Genomic DNA, 15,264 nt, shown 5'->3' with positions numbered 1-15,264 from the left:
TTTACAAGAGAGGTATTGATAGTGTTCTTAACATTTACAAACGTCTTTATCATTTTGCTAGGCCTTGTGCTTACGTGGTGCATTCTATTTTCTATTTTCAATGAAAAATCATCGCAGCGTTTGGGTATAAAGCTAGGGATCTTGGTATTGTTCCTATCTCCATTCATCGCTAAATTAAGTTATGATTTTTATGCGACTGCTTCGCGTCAATTGTTTCTTATGGGTGCCAATGGTGAAATTCAATTAGCGTATTCACCATTAAAAGTGCCAAAGAACCAAAATAACCATTATTGCGATCGCTTTACAGACAGCAAAGGTAATTTATTAAACCGCTCTACAGTAGGTGATAAGCATCTATTTTGTGGTGTTTTTTGGAATATGGGGGAACATGATGTGGTGTTTTTGCCTTACAAACTTTTGGACAATAATAAAGCCATCTATTGGGCTTCACCAGAACTAAAAATTATCGGCCCAATGCCTCCTGAACTCCTTTTAATAAAAAACAAAGAAAAAAATACCCATTCTATTTCATCAGTAAAACCCAATAGAATTTATGTTGAAGCAGGTAAAACGGCGCATATTATAGTAACAAAACAATTTAAGCTTCCATCTGATACGGCTCATAAGGAAAAAACAGTTTTATCTGGGACAGTGTTATCAGGAGTTACTCTAAAACCGTTTTACGCTTCAGAAAAACAAAGCCAAAGACGTTTTAAATTATTTATTGGAAACACAACATGTATCGCATCGTCAGATACACATATTAGACCTGATTACGATACAGCAACTGCTATGGCTAAAATTATCAGCTTAAATTGTTCTAATGATGAGGAACATGCGATTCCTATAGAAGCAATAGCGACCATTTCTGGAAGAACACTATACCCTAAAGAATAAACGATGAGCTAAAGCACTCACACCATGATCAAAAAAGGGAACTGTTATAATGCGCATAAATCTAAAAACACCAATATACTACTTATCGTTTTTACTGTTGGTTTTGTCTTATTTGTCGCTTTCTTTTGAAACCGCTTTAAAATCAGGGGTATTTTCCTCTTATAGCGATTTATTTACCCCAATAACCCATATTTTTTACTGGCCAAGGTTTGCTTTGCTTCTAGCGCCTGCTCTTGTTTTGATTATTTTTACTTCTGTTAAAATGAAGAATTATGAGTTTATTTTAAAAGGGTTTTTCCTTTTTACAGCACCAGTTATTATAAGTAACAATATCAGTTTATTTTCAGCCCCTAATGTAATTCCCCATCTAAATCAGCCTCAACAATTCATACAGCTTTATTATTATGCCTCATGGATCAAATCAATAACTTGGATGGGGATTATTCTACTAGGCTTGATTTGGACTTTTCAAAAGGAACCACAGCCGACAGGAGCACAAGCCCATTAAGATATAGCGGATTCATTATCATTGCTATGGATCGGGCAGATTATTTATTACTCAACAAGTAATACAGTCTGGTTTTTCTCTGTTCCCAGCCTGTCTATAATGGCTGTTTTTATTGAAACACCTAATTTATCCGCTTCAATTCGCAGTTCTTTGTAGCCTTCATAACTATGTAACGCATCAAACATAAGCCAATGCTCATCCATTAATACACAGTTTCGCTGTTCTTCATTCATTTTTACCCCTTAACTGACACCATATTAATTATACGGTAATTACGTCTAACATTAGCAAGAACTCACATAATTGTTTTGATTGGTAAATGATTATTATCAACGATCCATGTGACATCATAAGAATTCAGTTTAATTTTTTGTACTTTCATATATATGTTCCAACGTTATCTAAAAATAAGACATAATTTCGACGTTGTACACGTTGGACGGAAATATCCTTAGGTCTGATTATCAGGATAATCAGATAATTTATATATTAATCAAGTGGTTACGTTATTGATTTTTTTAAAACTTCAGTGCCACTTAAGCATCAACAGGACTTACGAAAAACCCCACCTATTAGGCCAATAGATCAAAGAAAAACAAGAGAATTCTCAAGGAGAGGATGTCGAAAAGATCATTTGCAATGTAGTTTTATTTATCTAAGATGGCGTATATTTTTTCCGACAGAGCGCAGCCATAGCCCGCCCAAGAAAGTCATTTGGCCGATTAGAATATTGCCAATATTTGCTAAGTAGCCAAGTCAATTATACGCTCACCAATTATGCGGAGCATGTATCTGATGTAAGCCATGATTTGGTAAAATTGTACCTAGAAAGAGAGCGATTAACAGCCAGTGACGTTTGGTTACAAGTTAAGGCTGAGCTTGTGGCAAGTGAGGAAGGATTTATTGTATTCGATGATACGGTTCTAGATAAAAGCCATTCCCGCCATATCGAATCAGTACGTTGGCAGTACAGTGGTAATGCCCATGGCGTTATTCGCGGAATAGGACTGGTTAACTGCATCTACGTTAACCCACAGACCGAGCAATTTTGGGTTATCGATTTTAGAATTTTTGACCCGGAAAAAGACGGGAAAGGTAAAGCAGACCATGTGAAAGACATGCTTAATAATATTGTTTACCACAAGAAATTACCGTTTAAAACGGTGTTAATGGATACCTGGTATGCTACCAGCACGCTGATGTTGTTTATCAATGATCATAACAAAATATTCTATTGCCCCATGAGAAAAAATCGATTAGCTAAACTCAAGGGGTCTGATGAAACCTACCAGCCATTGCGTAGCTTTGAATGGAGCGAAGATGAATTAAGACACGGCAAGCTCATTAGGCTTAAAGGGATGCCTGAGCATTTACAGATGAAGTTGTTTTCTGTTGCTATTTCTTCTAATAGAACAGATCTTATTGCTACTAATGATACGTCACAAACTTGCGCTAATGACACGAAGAAAATTTGTGCCATACGATGGTATGTGGAACAATTTCATCGCGAAGTGAAGCAGCTTACTGGTATTGATAAATGTCAGTGCCGCAAGCAACGCATACAACGAAATCACATCGCCTGCGCTATTTATGTCTGGGTTAATTTGAAAAAAATTGCTTACCAAACGGCACAAACTGTCTATCAAATAAAAAAAAACCTCTTAAAAAATTATCTTATCAATGAACTAAAAAATCCTTCTGTTTTAATGAGTTTTTCGTAAGTCCTGATCAAATGAAAATAGCGGCTAATTTTTTGGTTGCTGATTTTGAACGATAATTTATGGATCTTTTGACTTTAACTCCCTTACTTCTTCTACCAGAGAAGCAATTTGATTTATAAAAAGAGGATGTGCCAGTATAATCCAATCACTAATGATGAGTGGATTATTCATAGAGGCTTTCCAAAGGTTTTATCCTCAATCTTTGGTTATTCTTTTTCTTCCTCATCTAATAACATTTCATTCAAATCAAATTCAACACCATTCAGAAATGATTCAATTCGATTGAATAATGTTTTATTTATTGAAGTTAAATGCTGGGGGTTATTTCTTATATCTTCAGCTATAGAATCCAGAAAATTATCTATAGTAGGCATCTTGATTTTCTTCCATTTTCGAAAGGAATACATGCCCATCAGGCTGAACAGTATCAGGAATAATAATTTGATATCTATCTGTTAAAGTAGATTCAATGTGTAATAGGTTGGCCACAATTTCTCTCCTAAATACCTCATATAATATATCGCAATGCAAATGCATTACCAAGTCAAGATCGGGTTTATAATAGATCAATAGGTGGCGGCTTCTTATGCCCTATCCTCTGTCGCAACTTGTTTTATGTAACGCGTTAATAACAGCGGTAGGGTTGCTTGCAATAACAGTTAAATAAGCTCTTGCAGATGATTCCGGCGTTCGTTCACCCCGCTCCCATTTTTCTAATGTTCGAACACTGAACCCGAATTCTTCACAAAATTTTTGTCGGCTCATATGCATTTTCTTTCTAATAGCCATAACATCTACTTGAGTAGGAACCAGCACTTCATGTGTAACTGCGCCTTCCTGATTACCTTTGGCATACTCAAGAGCTTCTTGGGCGCCGCGAATTAAACTTTCACCTAAATCACTCATGTTCAACCTCCCCATAAACCTTAACAATAGATTTAATAATGGTTTTTAATATGCTCTTCTCGCTTTCGGAAATATTTTCCTTCTTGCTCTTTCCGTAGGCAGTAAATAAAAAAATGGGTATTTTTTGGTTATGATAATAGTATATAACTCGAGCACCACCACTCTTACCCTGATTACTATCAGTTGTCCAACGAATCTTCCTTGCCCCACCAGTGCCGGGGATGAGATCTCCTTCCGTAGGATTTTGAGCAATATGACTTACAAAGTCCTCTCTGCTTTTCTTATCCATACAAGATTCTGCTTGCTTTAAATATTCAGCCGTTTCAACCACAACTTGTAATTTTTTTATTATTTTCATAATGACATTATGACCCCAAAGGGGTTATTTGTCAACCCTAATGGGGTTGTTCCTGAAAGTATATGCTTATTAATTAGAGACTAACCATGACATGTTTATATAAGTATATTGAATGTTAATTGAATAATTAAAACTAGCCATATCTCCTGCTATAATCAACTGAATTAATTGTGAAAGGATATACAATGGAAAGCCAAATAAACATTGAATATATTTATGATAAAAATATAAATATACTCCTTGGTGCGGGAGCCTCTTATGGCTTATTCCCAACCTTGGAATTAATGTTAGAAGGCGAGAATGGTAACCGATTCACTATCGAAACTTTAGCGGAAAAATTTGAAAGCCAAAATCAACCTAAACTAAAAACTTTACTATTTATGTATTATTTTAAATCATGTATAAAACCTGTTTTAGAATTTTGTATACATAATTTAGAGACTTCCAAACAAAATGTAATACTGCAATATAGTAATTTTATCCATACGATTTTAAGTATTTTATATAAACGCACATCGCCTAAACGAAGATGTAATATTTTTACAACAAACTATGATGGATGTATAGCTCTTTCATCGGAAGAAATATTAAAACAAGGGCAACGCGATTTTATCTTAAATGATGGAACAAGAGGGTTTAGAAAAAAATATTTACAAGCCAAAAACTTTAATACATTTTTATGCCAGACAGGAATTTTTGAGAAAAATTATATCGATGTACCTCAAATAAATCTAATTCATCTACATGGTTCGGCTTATTGGCAGAAAGAAGATGATCGCATAATTGTCGATTATCAATCATCAGGTAAATTTTCAGAAATAGGCCAAATTGTTACTCAAATGAGTCCTCTATTAGATCAATTCACAGACATAATTTCTTCTGATAAATCAGAATTTTCATCTTTAAACTCTATGCGCTTAGATGATTTAAGTTATGATTTGGAACAACAGTTCTGGCAGGAATACAAAAAAATACCTATTGTTAATCCTGAAAAGTGGAAGTTTCATGAAACGGTATTTGAGGAACATTATTATCAAATGCTCAGGGCTTTAAGTTATGAACTTGAAAAGGATCATACCATACTTATCTCATTTGGTTTTTCTTTTGCTGATGAACATATACTTAATTTGATTAAACGTTCTTTATCAAATCATCTACTGCAGTTATTCGTTTGCTGTTTTAATGATCAAGAAAAAAAGAATCTGGAAAAAAAGTTTCTTGGATATAAGAACATACAATTTATTTCCTGCAAGGAAAATTTAAATTTTGAAATATTTAATACCAATGTTTTCACTTTGGAACCCAATAACCCAGAGAGACAATAATGACCATTTTAGTAGGTGAGGTTATAGCGGTGCACGGTATAAAAATAATTTTAAAAATTTTCGATGAATCAAGTAAAGATACTATATTTTATAAAGGGAATAAGTTTAAAGGTGTATCTATTCGAGAACATTTAATTATTCAAAGGGGGTTTATAAATATTGCCTGTATTGTTGAAGGGGAATTTCTTGACGAATCTAGATTTGAGGCAGAGAGCAACAAAATCACATATATAAGAAAGGTAGAAGTTAAACCTATTGGTTACTTTAAAAAAGATATTTTTACCGAAGGAATTAAATTTTTACCCATGATTAAAGATCCGGTGTTTCTTATTTCTGAAGAAGAAATATCTAAAATCTATCATAATGACATGGCAAATCATGATCTTGTTATTGGCAAAATGTTAAAAGAAAATATACCTGTCTATCTTCAATGGGAAAAACTGTTCAACACACATATTGGTATATTTGGAAATACCGGAAGTGGTAAGTCGAATACTTTAGCAAAGTTATATACAACTTTATTTAATTCAAAATTAAATGAAATTAAAAATAAAAGCCAATTCATATTAATCGATTTCAATGGTGAATATACGAATGATCAGCTGGTCCAAGAAAAAGACAAAACCGTTTACCATTTAAATACTCGAGGAACTGGAAGGGAAAAAAATAAATTTCCCATTAGTCCAGAGAATTTATTGGATTCAGAAGTATTAGGCTTATTATTTAAAGCAACCTCAAATACGCAAAAGCCTTTCCTAGATAGATTAGTTAATTCTTGGAAAAAATATTATGACGAAGACACTAATAGTAATCTTCTCGCCTATATAAAATACACCTTTAAAAAATCATTTTCCGCATCATCCCAAAAAAAGGAAGTTAAAGATTTACTTCTCACTGCAATGGTAAATATTAATAATAAGGATATGGAAGAGTTTCTAAATAAAATATCGTGGCACTCTACTCAGGAACATTTTATTACTGATAGTAACCAACACTTCAATGGTAGTGAAGAGTCTTATAAACTAATAATGAAGGCCAATGTTGATAAAATAACGATTGAAAATATTGATTTTTTTAAAGAGCTAATTATTCGTGTTCATTTACAGTTAACTAATGATTTAACTTCAAGTCATTTTCAATTTGAGCACATACAACCATTATTAAAAAGAATAGAATCTACAGTAAAAGACTTGGAAAAAACTTTATCTGTTTCTTCGAAAAAGCATAATACTCACTTTTTGAAAATCATATCATTAAGAAAATGCAATCAAGATATTAAAAAAATTATTCCTCTACTTTTAGCTAAATACTATTATGAATCTCATAAAAAAACTGTTAACAGCCCACCGGAAAAGACTTTACATTTAATCATTGATGAAGCCCATAATGTCTTATCTCTGCAGTCAACACGTGAACAAGAAAGCTGGAAAGATTATCGTTTGGAATTATTTGAAGAAATAATTAAAGAAGGACGTAAATTTGGTGTTTTTTTGACATTATCAAGCCAACGACCCGCCGATATTTCCGCAACAATAATGTCTCAGATTCATAATTTTTTTATACATCGCCTCGTAAATGATAAAGATTTATTTTTACTAGATAATACTATAAGCACGTTAGATACATTATCAAAAGGTATGATCCCAAACTTAGCAAAAGGCTGCTGTATAATAACAGGTACATCTTTTAATCTGCCACTCGTAGTCCAAGTAGACAAATTGGAAAGACAGCATCAACCAGATAGTGAAGATGTTAACTTAGCTGAAATATGGCGATAAAATTCGTCATATTTCATAATTATGTAAAGTGAATTTTTAGTAGGGCATTCACTTTATGCAAAAAGATCTTCAATTGTTGACTGCATTTCTTCTTGGCTGGGCTTGGCGTATCGAAAAATTTCTTTAATAGAAACGTTCCCACTCAACTCTTGCGCAAAATGCACTCCATGCTTGTCGGTCACTTTCTTTAAAAAAGTATGTCGAAGTTTATGGGGTGTAAATTCAAATCGCTCATTTTCGGGTAAAAGTGCAAGCACTTGTTTTAAAACACGCTGACATATTCGAAAAATATTCCGTGTATTAATACGATTCCCTGCCCTATTTATAAATAAGGGTTCGTTAGGCTCTGAAACTCGGCTCTTTAAATAATTATCCAAATGTTCTCTGGCTTCTTGCGGTAACGCAATTTTAGTAGTCACCCGTTTACTTTTATGTCGAACAACAGAATGAAACCCTTTTGAATGATACTGGTGTATATTTAATGAGACCAATTCAGATTCCCGCAAGCCAGTTCCTAACAATACATAAAAGACTGCCGTCTCCAGTAATGCATTTTGATTTTTTCGAGTACACATTTTGGCACGCTGCTCACAGGCTGCTTTTAAACGCATAAGCTGTTTCGAACTTAAACCATTCCATTCTGGCGCATCGGTTTGTAAATCCTTAACCCCAGATAACGGATCACCAGCTATTAAGGGTCTTTGTTGGTAAAGCCATCGGCCTGCATGACGAATGGTTGCCATGGTTCGATTTATGGAAGTCGCCTTGTATCCTTTACCGGTTTTCTCAGAAATGGTATTACACAAGGAGCGTTGAAATTGTTTGCTGACTGCTGGTGTCCAATTGTCCACCTGGTCATGCCCTACTTCGACCTGGAAAAAATTTAAAAATTTAGATAAGTCTTTTTGTTTCGCCTGAACTGTTTTTTCAGGTGCGCCTTTGACATGAACCTGAAAATAAAATGACAACCAGGCCGACAAAGAATTGGTATCAAAATGAACATCCAAGGGATGAAAAACCTTATCTACCCCAAACTTTCGATTTTTGTCATTTTGGTCATCCAGGAAATTCAAGGCCTTCTCCATGAGTGTTTTTTCAATAATACCCTATTTGGGGTAGATAAGGTACGTTATCTACCCCAAATATTAACACATCCTACACCAACTTAAATCTCCCCTGTTTTTATAAATTTTTCTGGGATAAAAACTCAGCGCGCCTTATAATGGTGTATCAAGCTTTAACCCCGGATTTAATAATGAATATCAGCCAATTAGACGTAGAAGATAAAATAATCGAAATCAGAAACAAACATGTCATTATAGATAGTGATGTCGCTCAGTTATATGGTGTAGAAACTAAAAGAATTAACGAAGCTGTAAGCAGAAATCCAGAAAAATTTCCTGAAGGTTATTTGGTTGAACTTACCGAACAAGAAAAACAGGAGGTAGTCGCAAATTGCGACCACCTAACTTCTCTAAAATTTTCACCTAATTTGCCTAAGGCTTTCACAGAGAAAGGCCTTTATATGCTAGCGACTATATTAAAAAGCCCAAAAGCCACAGAAACTACCCTAGCTATCATCGATACCTTCACAAAGGTAAGAGAAATATCACGCACTATTAAAGCAATACCACAAACCCCACAAAACTCACCAAAGTATCAAGAGCTCATGCAAAAAACAGGTGATTTAATTTCAGATCTAGTAGTTCCTGATGACCTCGACACATCTGAAACTGAAGCTAGCATAGAAGTTAATCTTGCTATTGTAAAATTCAAATATTCAGTCAAGAAAAAAAACAAGTAATATTTTGTTGAAAATAAAGCATTTTAATGGGATTACAATATTTTAAATATTGATATGAGGTTTTAATGCTTAGATACCATTTAAATAATGGATTAAAGCTACATTCCAGACTATGGGGGACTATTTTTTATTAATCAAAGTTGCACTCTGAGCAGTAATCACCGGAATGTGGAAGAAAATTTATGTATGGAATATAATTGAACATCTTTTAAACCAAGGTGCTTTATGACAGAAGAGTTGTTTGTTTCTGCCTGGAAGAAAGGGATTAAAAAAGTAGGAGCTGAATTTTTTAATATAAAAGCCTCATCTCTTGATATGGCTCAGAAAAAATGGCAGTTAGAGCCAAACTACCAGTTTATCAAAAATGCAATTGGCAGCTACAGTCATGGCAAACAAGTTTTACTTGGTTTAATGTATTCGTTTTATGATCCTGACTGTGGTCAGGAACTTTTAGTCCAGGCTCAGTGCCCTAATTTCGTGCAGGCAATTTTCATTCTTGACGAAGAAGCACGGAACATTATCTCACAATTATGGTTACATCATACAGGTTGGTAATTTATCTTAAACTGATGTGTAATTTATCCTGAAACAACATATAATTTTATCAAAAGCCACTCACCATGGTTCATCATGCCAATAGCAGGAAGCATCATCCATGACAGGTTTTCAATATGTTGACGGGTAAATACAATTCTATTTATACCTCAAATCATCTCATTAATCACTTTTTCTGGGTTGAATACAACTTGTTCACTATGCTCCATGGCCTCTATTTAGGAGATTATCACCTGTATGAATAATTCAAATAAAGTAGTGGTATCCATGAAGAAATATGTTTGGATATTATATTTTCTTAAACGAGATCCTAGAGTTAATAGGAAAGCTAAATTAGTTGTACTAATGACTCTCGCTTATGCTTTGAGCCCAATTGATTTAATTCCTGATTTCATTCCTATTCTAGGATTACTAGATGATTTAATCATTATCCCCTTAGGAATTTACTTAGCGATTAAACTAATACCTCAAGAGGTTTGGAATGACTGCAATCGGCTTGCAGATATTTCTATTGATAAAGGTGAGTTATTACCAAAAAACTGGGTGGTTGCGTCAATTATTGTGCTCTTGTGGGTAATAGTTATTACCCTAGTTGCTAAATGGCTATGGCATTTTTTTCTTACTTAGTTGCCAATCCTTATTTGACCTAACTAGTTAATTCCAATTATAAGTTTAGGCGAGCAATCGACCTTTTACCTTCCCTTTATTTACCTCACTCATTCTGTATATAAAATTCACGCTCTTGTCTATTTTCACCTTGACTAAGAATGATGAGATTGTGAGTCCAGGGCAATTGTCTCGCCACTGGTGAGACAATTTTGTCATCCTAATAGATTTCGTACAATTGCCTCATGCTAAACAATTTGGTCTTGTAAATCCTCGAAGTCCCGAATGAGTTTTTTCTATATAATCAGCAAGTTGTGGTACACTCCAGGCCGTGAAATAGTAAAATAAATAATAATTAACACAAGATAAATATGGATTCATCTTCTTTACATGTATTGCCCACCATTAATATCTAGATTAGCGCCAGTAATAAAGCCTCTTTCGGGAGCTGCAAGGAATGTGACTGCATCAGCTACCTCTTCAGGTTTACCTAATCGACCAACGGGTATGTAAGTAACAATTGCATTGAGAATCTCTTCTTTGATAGAAGCTAACATGGGCGTTTCAATATATCCTGGAGAAATGGTATTGACTGTAATTCCTTTATTAGCTACTTCCAACGCTAAACTTTTGGTAAAACCAAAAAGAGCTGCTTTGGTTGCAGCATAATTGCATTGCCCAAATTGGCCTTTGCGACCATTAATCGATGAAATACTAATAATTCGACCATAGCCTTGAGCAAGCATAGCGGGTAACACATTACGCGTCATATTAAATACACTGGTCAAATTGGCATCAATAACCTGTTGCCATTGTTGGGAGGTCATTTTCTTTAAAGTCGTATCGCATGTGATCCCCGCATTATTGACCAAAACATCGATACGTCCATAGCGCTCCATCAATAAATCAGTGAGTTTTTCACAATCAGCAAATTGAGTCGTATCACCATAGAGAATATCCACATCATAGCCGGCCTCTCTCTGACTTTCTTGCCATCGTTTTGCTTCGTCATGTTTGCCATTTTTAAAATAACATGCAATGACTTGGTAATCAGCTGCAAGACGTTGGCATATTGCAGAACCTATCCCACCGGTACCTCCTGTTACCACTGCTGTCATTCGTTCCATAAACGACTCCTTCATTTAAATATTTCTTCAATAGATAAAAAAATAATAAATTATCATGCAATCTCAACTTCTTCTGCCTGCAAGCCTTTTTGGCCTTTACCCACTTTAAATAGAACACTAGAATTTTCATGAAGATTTTTAAAACCGCTACCCTGAATGGCACTGAAGTGCACAAAATAATCCTTGCCACTACTCTCAATAAAGCCAAATCCTTTATCTTTATTAAACCATTTTACCTTTCCACGTATTTTATCTGTCATAGCGATCGTCCTAATGATAATAAAATAGAGCTTACACCAAATGAAGAAAAATTACTCTAAATGGACTGCTGAATTTTATAGAAACGCTCCGTTGTTTTCTATTATGGGGTATTTTAAGAATACCCCAGAAACTGCCTCCTATCTGAATATAAATTATCAACAGCATCTCGAATATTTTGAATGCAAGGACAAATCCTGCGCTGATTGACTCCAATAAGACAAAGTTATAAAAATACTTCAACGGTTTATCTAGCTGAGTGAACTATGACAACTACTATAAGAACAATGCTGTCTTCTGATTGGAACGAGGTTAAAAATATCTATTTAGAAGGTATAGCCACTCAAAATGCAACTTTTCAAACAGCTGCTCCAAAGTGGCATGAATGGGATAAAACCCATTTAACCATATGTAGATTTGTAGCAACATCCACACAAATGATGGGTAGGGCAATGTTAAGCCCTATATCAAATCGTTGTGTATATTCTGGGGTAGCTGAAGTTAGTGTCTATGTATCTAAATATAATCAAAATCAGGGGATTGGCAGTTTACTTCTTTCGAAAGTTATTTCCGAATCAGAGAAAAATAAAATATGGACATTGGAGGCTGGGATCTTTCCTGAAAATTCAGCAAGTCTCATACTTCATAAAAAACTTGGTTTTCGTGAAATTGGTTTTAGAGAAAAGTTAGGTCAGTTAAATGGTGTTTGGAGAGACGTTATATTATTAGAACGTAGAAGCAAATTATTTTAATGTACTCTATGTAGATCATTTTTGGATTGCCGCACCTAATACATTTGACTAAATTTAATTATTCGACTATTCTGGAATTATGGACACAAAAGAATCTATAAAAATATTTGATACTCTTTCGCAAGAAACCCGTTTGCAAGTTTTTCGATTACTTGTTCAGGCGGGACCTGAAGGGTTATCAGCAAGTGCAATTGGCGATGAATTAGGTATCTTACACAATACCTTGTCATTTCATCTAAGCCACTTGTCTCATGCTGGAATTGTAACCTCTTGCCGTAAAGGACGTTATGTTTTTTATTCAGCAAATTTTGAATTAATGCGGGATTTTATCGCCTTTCTTGTTCAGGATTGTTGCAGCAAACAACAAGTCAGAATTCAACAACCCGATACAAAAAATTGTCTCGTTATTGAGTTAAATAGTTGTTGTCCTTCTACTAAGGAGTAAATCATGAAGCGTTTTCATATTCATATTGGTGTGAGCAACCTTGATGAGAGCATCCGTTTCTATAATGCTTTGTTTGGAGCTGAGCCTGTCAAAGTGAAATCTGATTATGCCAAATGGATGCTGGAAGATCCGCGCATCAATTTTGCAATTTCAACGCGTGCTGACAAACATGGGGTAGAGCACTTAGGTATTCAAGTAGATAATGCCGTTGAGTTAGCGGAATTAAGAAAACAATTTTCAGAAGCCAATATTTCTATGCATAGTGAGGGTGAAACAACCTGTTGTTATGCCAAATCAGAGAAGTCATGGGTCAATGACCCAAATGGAATCGTCTGGGAAGCCTATCATACCATGCAAGATGTACAATTTTTTTCGGGTGGAGATTCAACTGAAAGCTCTTGTTGTATACCAGAAAAAAACACAACAACTTCTTGCTGTGATACCAAGTCAAAAGCAACTGGATGCTGTGGCTGATGAATACTAAGCCAATTAGATTATTATTTCTTTGTACAGGTAATTCTTGTCGGTCTATTATGGCCGAAGCTATAACCAATCATTACTCCAATGGCCGCCATCTAGCCTTTAGCGCGGGTAGTTTCCCGACTGGAAACATACATCCCAAAGCAATTGAAACGCTTACCAATCATGGCATAAAGCCAAATGCGCCTCGTAGTAAATCCTGGAATGAGTTTAAATCAGAGTCTATTGATTTAGTGATTACCGTCTGTGATCAGGCCGCTCGCGAAAGTTGTCCCATTTTCCCTGGTCACCCGAAAAAACTCCATTGGAGTATTCCTGATCCTGCTAAAGCAGAAGGCTCTGAAATGGAAATTAATGCCGCATTTGAGGAGGTATTTAATCAACTGAAACAACGGATAGAAAAGGAGTTGCTATCATGAACACTTGTAGCACCCATCGCCTTTCTTTTTTAGATAGGTATTTAACCTTCTGGATTTTCCTGACCATGGCCGCAGGTGTTGGTATCGGTTCACTCTTTACGGAAACACCACAATTTATCAACTCATTATCTATTGGCTCCACCAATATTCCTATCGCATTTGGATTGATTTTAATGATGTACCCTCCTCTGGCCCGAGTGAAATATGAAGAATTACCGCTGGTATTTAGAGATTGGCGCATTTTATTATTGTCCTTAATTCAAAATTGGCTTATTGGTCCATTCCTCATGTTTGGGCTTGCTGTTTTATTTTTGCATAGCTACCCTGAATATATGACTGGACTCATTCTCATTGGGTTAGCGCGGTGTATTGCCATGGTCATTGTCTGGAATCAGCTGGCTGAGGGTGATAATCAATATGTTGCAGCCTTAGTCGCGTTTAATAGCATTTTTCAATTGTTGTTTTTTAGTATCTATGCCTGGTTTTTCCTCACGGTCTTGCCTCCTCTGATAGGCATGACTGGCCAAATAATTCACATCGATTTTATGACCATTGCTGAAAGTGTCTTTATCTATCTTGGAGTTCCCTTTTTTGCTGGATTTCTAACTCGCTTTGTATTGATAAAGAAAAAAGGGCTGTCTTGGTATGAAACCCATTTTTTACCAAAAATTTCTCCTATTACCCTAGTTGCTCTGCTTTTTACGATATTGTCAATGTTTGCTTTGAAAGGGGCTATGGTTTTACAACTTCCCTTGGATGTGATTCGTATTGCAACTCCATTAACACTTTATTTTATTGTGATGTTCTTTATCAGTTTTGCGATGGGCAAACTCGTTGGTGCTAACTATGAAAAAACAACAGCAGCGTCTTTTACAGCAGCCAGTAATAATTTTGAACTGGCTATTGCTGTAGCAATTGCTACCTTCGGACTAAATTCTAGCATTGCTTTTACAACAGTCATTGGCCCACTGGTTGAAGTACCTGTTCTTATTTTGTTAGTGGATGTTGCCTTTTGGCTACAACGTTCATGGTTTTCAGAAAGAAACCTGGAACCAGAAAAATAGATATAATCTAATATTGAAATTACTCAATATTAGACCAGATCATTTTTGGAGGTTCTTAACCAGAACCAGATGTGGGATTTATTTCATTAGCTTTTATAGCCACAATAGGGTTATTCACTTATGCATTTGCATTGCAAGAGACGAAGGAGATGAGTACTGATGATTGATCATTGCCAGTTTGGGCTTGATATGCAGGAAAACCCAATTATCTATAAAACAACTGAGGGCACTCTTTATATTGTACCGTGTCACTACTATTAT

At 35.1% G+C, this 15,264-nt stretch carries 21 protein-coding genes; 13 read left to right on the top strand and 8 right to left on the bottom strand.

The genetic code is table 11. The features are described 5' to 3' along the window. Positions 1-21 precede the first annotated feature (21 nt). Complete coding sequence (locus tag BGO44_RS12275) at positions 22-897, top strand: hypothetical protein (protein WP_058478565.1); 876 nt, start codon at positions 22-24, stop codon at positions 895-897. Between the two features lie 49 nt (positions 898-946). Then, positions 947-1,405 (top strand): hypothetical protein, encoded by a 459-nt coding sequence (locus BGO44_RS12270; RefSeq protein WP_058478566.1) that lies wholly within the window; start codon positions 947-949, stop codon positions 1,403-1,405. 47 nt (positions 1,406-1,452) lie between these two features. On the opposite strand, the gene BGO44_RS12265 is transcribed toward BGO44_RS12270, so the two are convergent. Then, positions 1,453-1,638: a hypothetical protein gene (locus BGO44_RS12265; protein ID WP_058478567.1), complete on the bottom strand. Its 186-nt coding sequence runs from the start codon at positions 1,636-1,638 to the stop codon at positions 1,453-1,455. A 459-nt stretch (positions 1,639-2,097) separates the two neighbouring features. On the opposite strand from BGO44_RS12265, the gene BGO44_RS12260 reads away from it, so the two are divergent. Further along, positions 2,098-3,126: an IS701 family transposase gene (locus tag BGO44_RS12260; RefSeq protein WP_058478568.1), complete on the top strand. Its 1,029-nt coding sequence runs from the start codon at positions 2,098-2,100 to the stop codon at positions 3,124-3,126. 206 nt (positions 3,127-3,332) lie between these two features. Here the strand turns inward: BGO44_RS12260 and BGO44_RS12255 are convergent, their stop codons facing one another. The 4 genes from BGO44_RS12255 to BGO44_RS12240 all read right to left on the bottom strand — a co-directional run bounded on the left by BGO44_RS12255 (position 3,333) and on the right by BGO44_RS12240 (position 4,390). Then, on the bottom strand, positions 3,333-3,500 hold the full coding sequence (locus BGO44_RS12255) for a type II toxin-antitoxin system PrlF family antitoxin (RefSeq protein WP_230849074.1): 168 nt from the start codon (positions 3,498-3,500) through the stop codon (positions 3,333-3,335). Continuing rightward, a complete protein-coding gene (locus tag BGO44_RS12250; RefSeq protein WP_261341902.1) occupies positions 3,484-3,615 on the bottom strand; it encodes an AbrB/MazE/SpoVT family DNA-binding domain-containing protein in 132 nt (43 codons plus the stop codon). The genes BGO44_RS12255 and BGO44_RS12250 overlap by 17 nt, the downstream gene beginning before the upstream one ends. A 102-nt stretch (positions 3,616-3,717) precedes the next feature. Then, the gene (locus tag BGO44_RS12245; RefSeq protein ID WP_058478569.1) at positions 3,718-4,032 is read right to left on the bottom strand and encodes a helix-turn-helix domain-containing protein; all 315 of its coding nucleotides are present in this window, start codon (positions 4,030-4,032) and stop codon (positions 3,718-3,720) included. Further along, positions 4,025-4,390 carry a type II toxin-antitoxin system RelE/ParE family toxin gene (locus tag BGO44_RS12240; RefSeq protein ID WP_058478570.1) on the bottom strand — a complete coding sequence of 122 codons (366 nt, stop codon included), beginning with the start codon at positions 4,388-4,390 and terminating at the stop codon, positions 4,025-4,027. Before BGO44_RS12240 ends, BGO44_RS12245 begins: the two co-directional genes overlap by 8 nt. A 185-nt stretch (positions 4,391-4,575) precedes the next feature. On the opposite strand from BGO44_RS12240, the gene BGO44_RS12235 reads away from it, so the two are divergent. Beyond that, positions 4,576-5,715: an SIR2 family protein gene (locus BGO44_RS12235; RefSeq protein WP_058478571.1), complete on the top strand. Its 1,140-nt coding sequence runs from the start codon at positions 4,576-4,578 to the stop codon at positions 5,713-5,715. Beyond that, the gene (locus BGO44_RS12230; RefSeq protein WP_058478572.1) at positions 5,715-7,493 is read left to right on the top strand and encodes an ATP-binding protein; all 1,779 of its coding nucleotides are present in this window, start codon (positions 5,715-5,717) and stop codon (positions 7,491-7,493) included. The genes BGO44_RS12235 and BGO44_RS12230 overlap by 1 nt, the downstream gene beginning before the upstream one ends. Positions 7,494-7,546: 53 nt before the next feature. Here the strand turns inward: BGO44_RS12230 and BGO44_RS12225 are convergent, their stop codons facing one another. Next, on the bottom strand, positions 7,547-8,566 hold the full coding sequence (locus BGO44_RS12225) for a tyrosine-type recombinase/integrase (protein WP_058478648.1): 1,020 nt from the start codon (positions 8,564-8,566) through the stop codon (positions 7,547-7,549). A 182-nt stretch (positions 8,567-8,748) separates the two neighbouring features. Here BGO44_RS12225 and BGO44_RS12220 point away from each other — a divergent pair, with 182 nt between their 5' ends. From BGO44_RS12220 to BGO44_RS12210, 3 genes are all read left to right on the top strand, one after another. Next, positions 8,749-9,297: an ORF6N domain-containing protein gene (locus tag BGO44_RS12220; RefSeq protein WP_058478573.1), complete on the top strand. Its 549-nt coding sequence runs from the start codon at positions 8,749-8,751 to the stop codon at positions 9,295-9,297. 225 nt (positions 9,298-9,522) lie between these two features. Continuing rightward, the gene (locus tag BGO44_RS12215) at positions 9,523-9,852 is read left to right on the top strand and encodes a hypothetical protein (protein WP_058478574.1); all 330 of its coding nucleotides are present in this window, start codon (positions 9,523-9,525) and stop codon (positions 9,850-9,852) included. Between the two features lie 237 nt (positions 9,853-10,089). Next, positions 10,090-10,479: a YkvA family protein gene (locus BGO44_RS12210; RefSeq protein ID WP_058478575.1), complete on the top strand. Its 390-nt coding sequence runs from the start codon at positions 10,090-10,092 to the stop codon at positions 10,477-10,479. Between the two features lie 365 nt (positions 10,480-10,844). Here the strand turns inward: BGO44_RS12210 and phbB are convergent, their stop codons facing one another. Continuing rightward, positions 10,845-11,585 (bottom strand): acetoacetyl-CoA reductase, encoded by a 741-nt coding sequence (phbB, locus tag BGO44_RS12205; protein ID WP_058478576.1) that lies wholly within the window; start codon positions 11,583-11,585, stop codon positions 10,845-10,847. 53 nt (positions 11,586-11,638) lie between these two features. Further along, positions 11,639-11,845 carry a cold-shock protein gene (locus BGO44_RS12200; protein WP_058478577.1) on the bottom strand — a complete coding sequence of 69 codons (207 nt, stop codon included), beginning with the start codon at positions 11,843-11,845 and terminating at the stop codon, positions 11,639-11,641. 264 nt (positions 11,846-12,109) lie between these two features. Between BGO44_RS12200 and BGO44_RS12195 the strand changes: the two genes are divergently transcribed. The 5 genes from BGO44_RS12195 (at position 12,110) to arsB (ending at position 15,003) form a co-directional block, all read left to right on the top strand. Beyond that, positions 12,110-12,595 carry a GNAT family N-acetyltransferase gene (locus BGO44_RS12195; RefSeq protein WP_058478578.1) on the top strand — a complete coding sequence of 162 codons (486 nt, stop codon included), beginning with the start codon at positions 12,110-12,112 and terminating at the stop codon, positions 12,593-12,595. 79 nt (positions 12,596-12,674) lie between these two features. After that, positions 12,675-13,040: an ArsR/SmtB family transcription factor gene (locus tag BGO44_RS12190; RefSeq protein WP_058478579.1), complete on the top strand. Its 366-nt coding sequence runs from the start codon at positions 12,675-12,677 to the stop codon at positions 13,038-13,040. A 3-nt stretch (positions 13,041-13,043) separates the two neighbouring features. After that, positions 13,044-13,514 carry an ArsI/CadI family heavy metal resistance metalloenzyme gene (locus tag BGO44_RS12185; protein WP_058478580.1) on the top strand — a complete coding sequence of 157 codons (471 nt, stop codon included), beginning with the start codon at positions 13,044-13,046 and terminating at the stop codon, positions 13,512-13,514. Further along, positions 13,502-13,939 carry an arsenate reductase ArsC gene (locus tag BGO44_RS12180; protein WP_337955818.1) on the top strand — a complete coding sequence of 146 codons (438 nt, stop codon included), beginning with the start codon at positions 13,502-13,504 and terminating at the stop codon, positions 13,937-13,939. The genes BGO44_RS12185 and BGO44_RS12180 overlap by 13 nt, the downstream gene beginning before the upstream one ends. Continuing rightward, positions 13,936-15,003, top strand: coding sequence for an ACR3 family arsenite efflux transporter (arsB, locus tag BGO44_RS12175; RefSeq protein WP_058478582.1), 1,068 nt, complete (start codon positions 13,936-13,938; stop codon positions 15,001-15,003). The genes BGO44_RS12180 and arsB overlap by 4 nt, the downstream gene beginning before the upstream one ends. Positions 15,004-15,264: the final 261 nt, after the last annotated feature.

Origin of the sequence: Legionella sp. 39-23 (genome assembly GCF_001897665.1) — a bacterium.
GTDB classification, from domain to species: Bacteria; Pseudomonadota; Gammaproteobacteria; order Legionellales; family Legionellaceae; genus Legionella; species Legionella steelei.
This window is presented reverse-complemented; position numbering and strand designations above follow the sequence as displayed.

What these genes read in the sequence shown, in the direction of transcription:
- BGO44_RS12195 (WP_058478578.1), top strand. Translation starts at nt 12,110, where the DNA reads ATGACAACTACTATAAGAACAATGCTGTCTTCTGATTGGAACGAGGTT.
- BGO44_RS12200 (WP_058478577.1), bottom strand. Translation starts at nt 11,845, where the DNA reads ATGACAGATAAAATACGTGGAAAGGTAAAATGGTTTAATAAAGATAAA.
- phbB (WP_058478576.1), bottom strand. Translation starts at nt 11,585, where the DNA reads ATGGAACGAATGACAGCAGTGGTAACAGGAGGTACCGGTGGGATAGGT.
- BGO44_RS12235 (WP_058478571.1), top strand. Translation starts at nt 4,576, where the DNA reads ATGGAAAGCCAAATAAACATTGAATATATTTATGATAAAAATATAAAT.
- BGO44_RS12240 (WP_058478570.1), bottom strand. Translation starts at nt 4,390, where the DNA reads ATGAAAATAATAAAAAAATTACAAGTTGTGGTTGAAACGGCTGAATAT.
- BGO44_RS12185 (WP_058478580.1), top strand. Translation starts at nt 13,044, where the DNA reads ATGAAGCGTTTTCATATTCATATTGGTGTGAGCAACCTTGATGAGAGC.
- BGO44_RS12270 (WP_058478566.1), top strand. Translation starts at nt 947, where the DNA reads ATGCGCATAAATCTAAAAACACCAATATACTACTTATCGTTTTTACTG.
- BGO44_RS12265 (WP_058478567.1), bottom strand. Translation starts at nt 1,638, where the DNA reads ATGAATGAAGAACAGCGAAACTGTGTATTAATGGATGAGCATTGGCTT.
- BGO44_RS12210 (WP_058478575.1), top strand. Translation starts at nt 10,090, where the DNA reads ATGAATAATTCAAATAAAGTAGTGGTATCCATGAAGAAATATGTTTGG.
- BGO44_RS12215 (WP_058478574.1), top strand. Translation starts at nt 9,523, where the DNA reads ATGACAGAAGAGTTGTTTGTTTCTGCCTGGAAGAAAGGGATTAAAAAA.
- BGO44_RS12220 (WP_058478573.1), top strand. Translation starts at nt 8,749, where the DNA reads ATGAATATCAGCCAATTAGACGTAGAAGATAAAATAATCGAAATCAGA.
- BGO44_RS12180 (WP_337955818.1), top strand. Translation starts at nt 13,502, where the DNA reads ATGCTGTGGCTGATGAATACTAAGCCAATTAGATTATTATTTCTTTGT.
- BGO44_RS12230 (WP_058478572.1), top strand. Translation starts at nt 5,715, where the DNA reads ATGACCATTTTAGTAGGTGAGGTTATAGCGGTGCACGGTATAAAAATA.
- BGO44_RS12255 (WP_230849074.1), bottom strand. Translation starts at nt 3,500, where the DNA reads ATGCCTACTATAGATAATTTTCTGGATTCTATAGCTGAAGATATAAGA.
- BGO44_RS12190 (WP_058478579.1), top strand. Translation starts at nt 12,675, where the DNA reads ATGGACACAAAAGAATCTATAAAAATATTTGATACTCTTTCGCAAGAA.
- arsB (WP_058478582.1), top strand. Translation starts at nt 13,936, where the DNA reads ATGAACACTTGTAGCACCCATCGCCTTTCTTTTTTAGATAGGTATTTA.
- BGO44_RS12245 (WP_058478569.1), bottom strand. Translation starts at nt 4,032, where the DNA reads ATGAGTGATTTAGGTGAAAGTTTAATTCGCGGCGCCCAAGAAGCTCTT.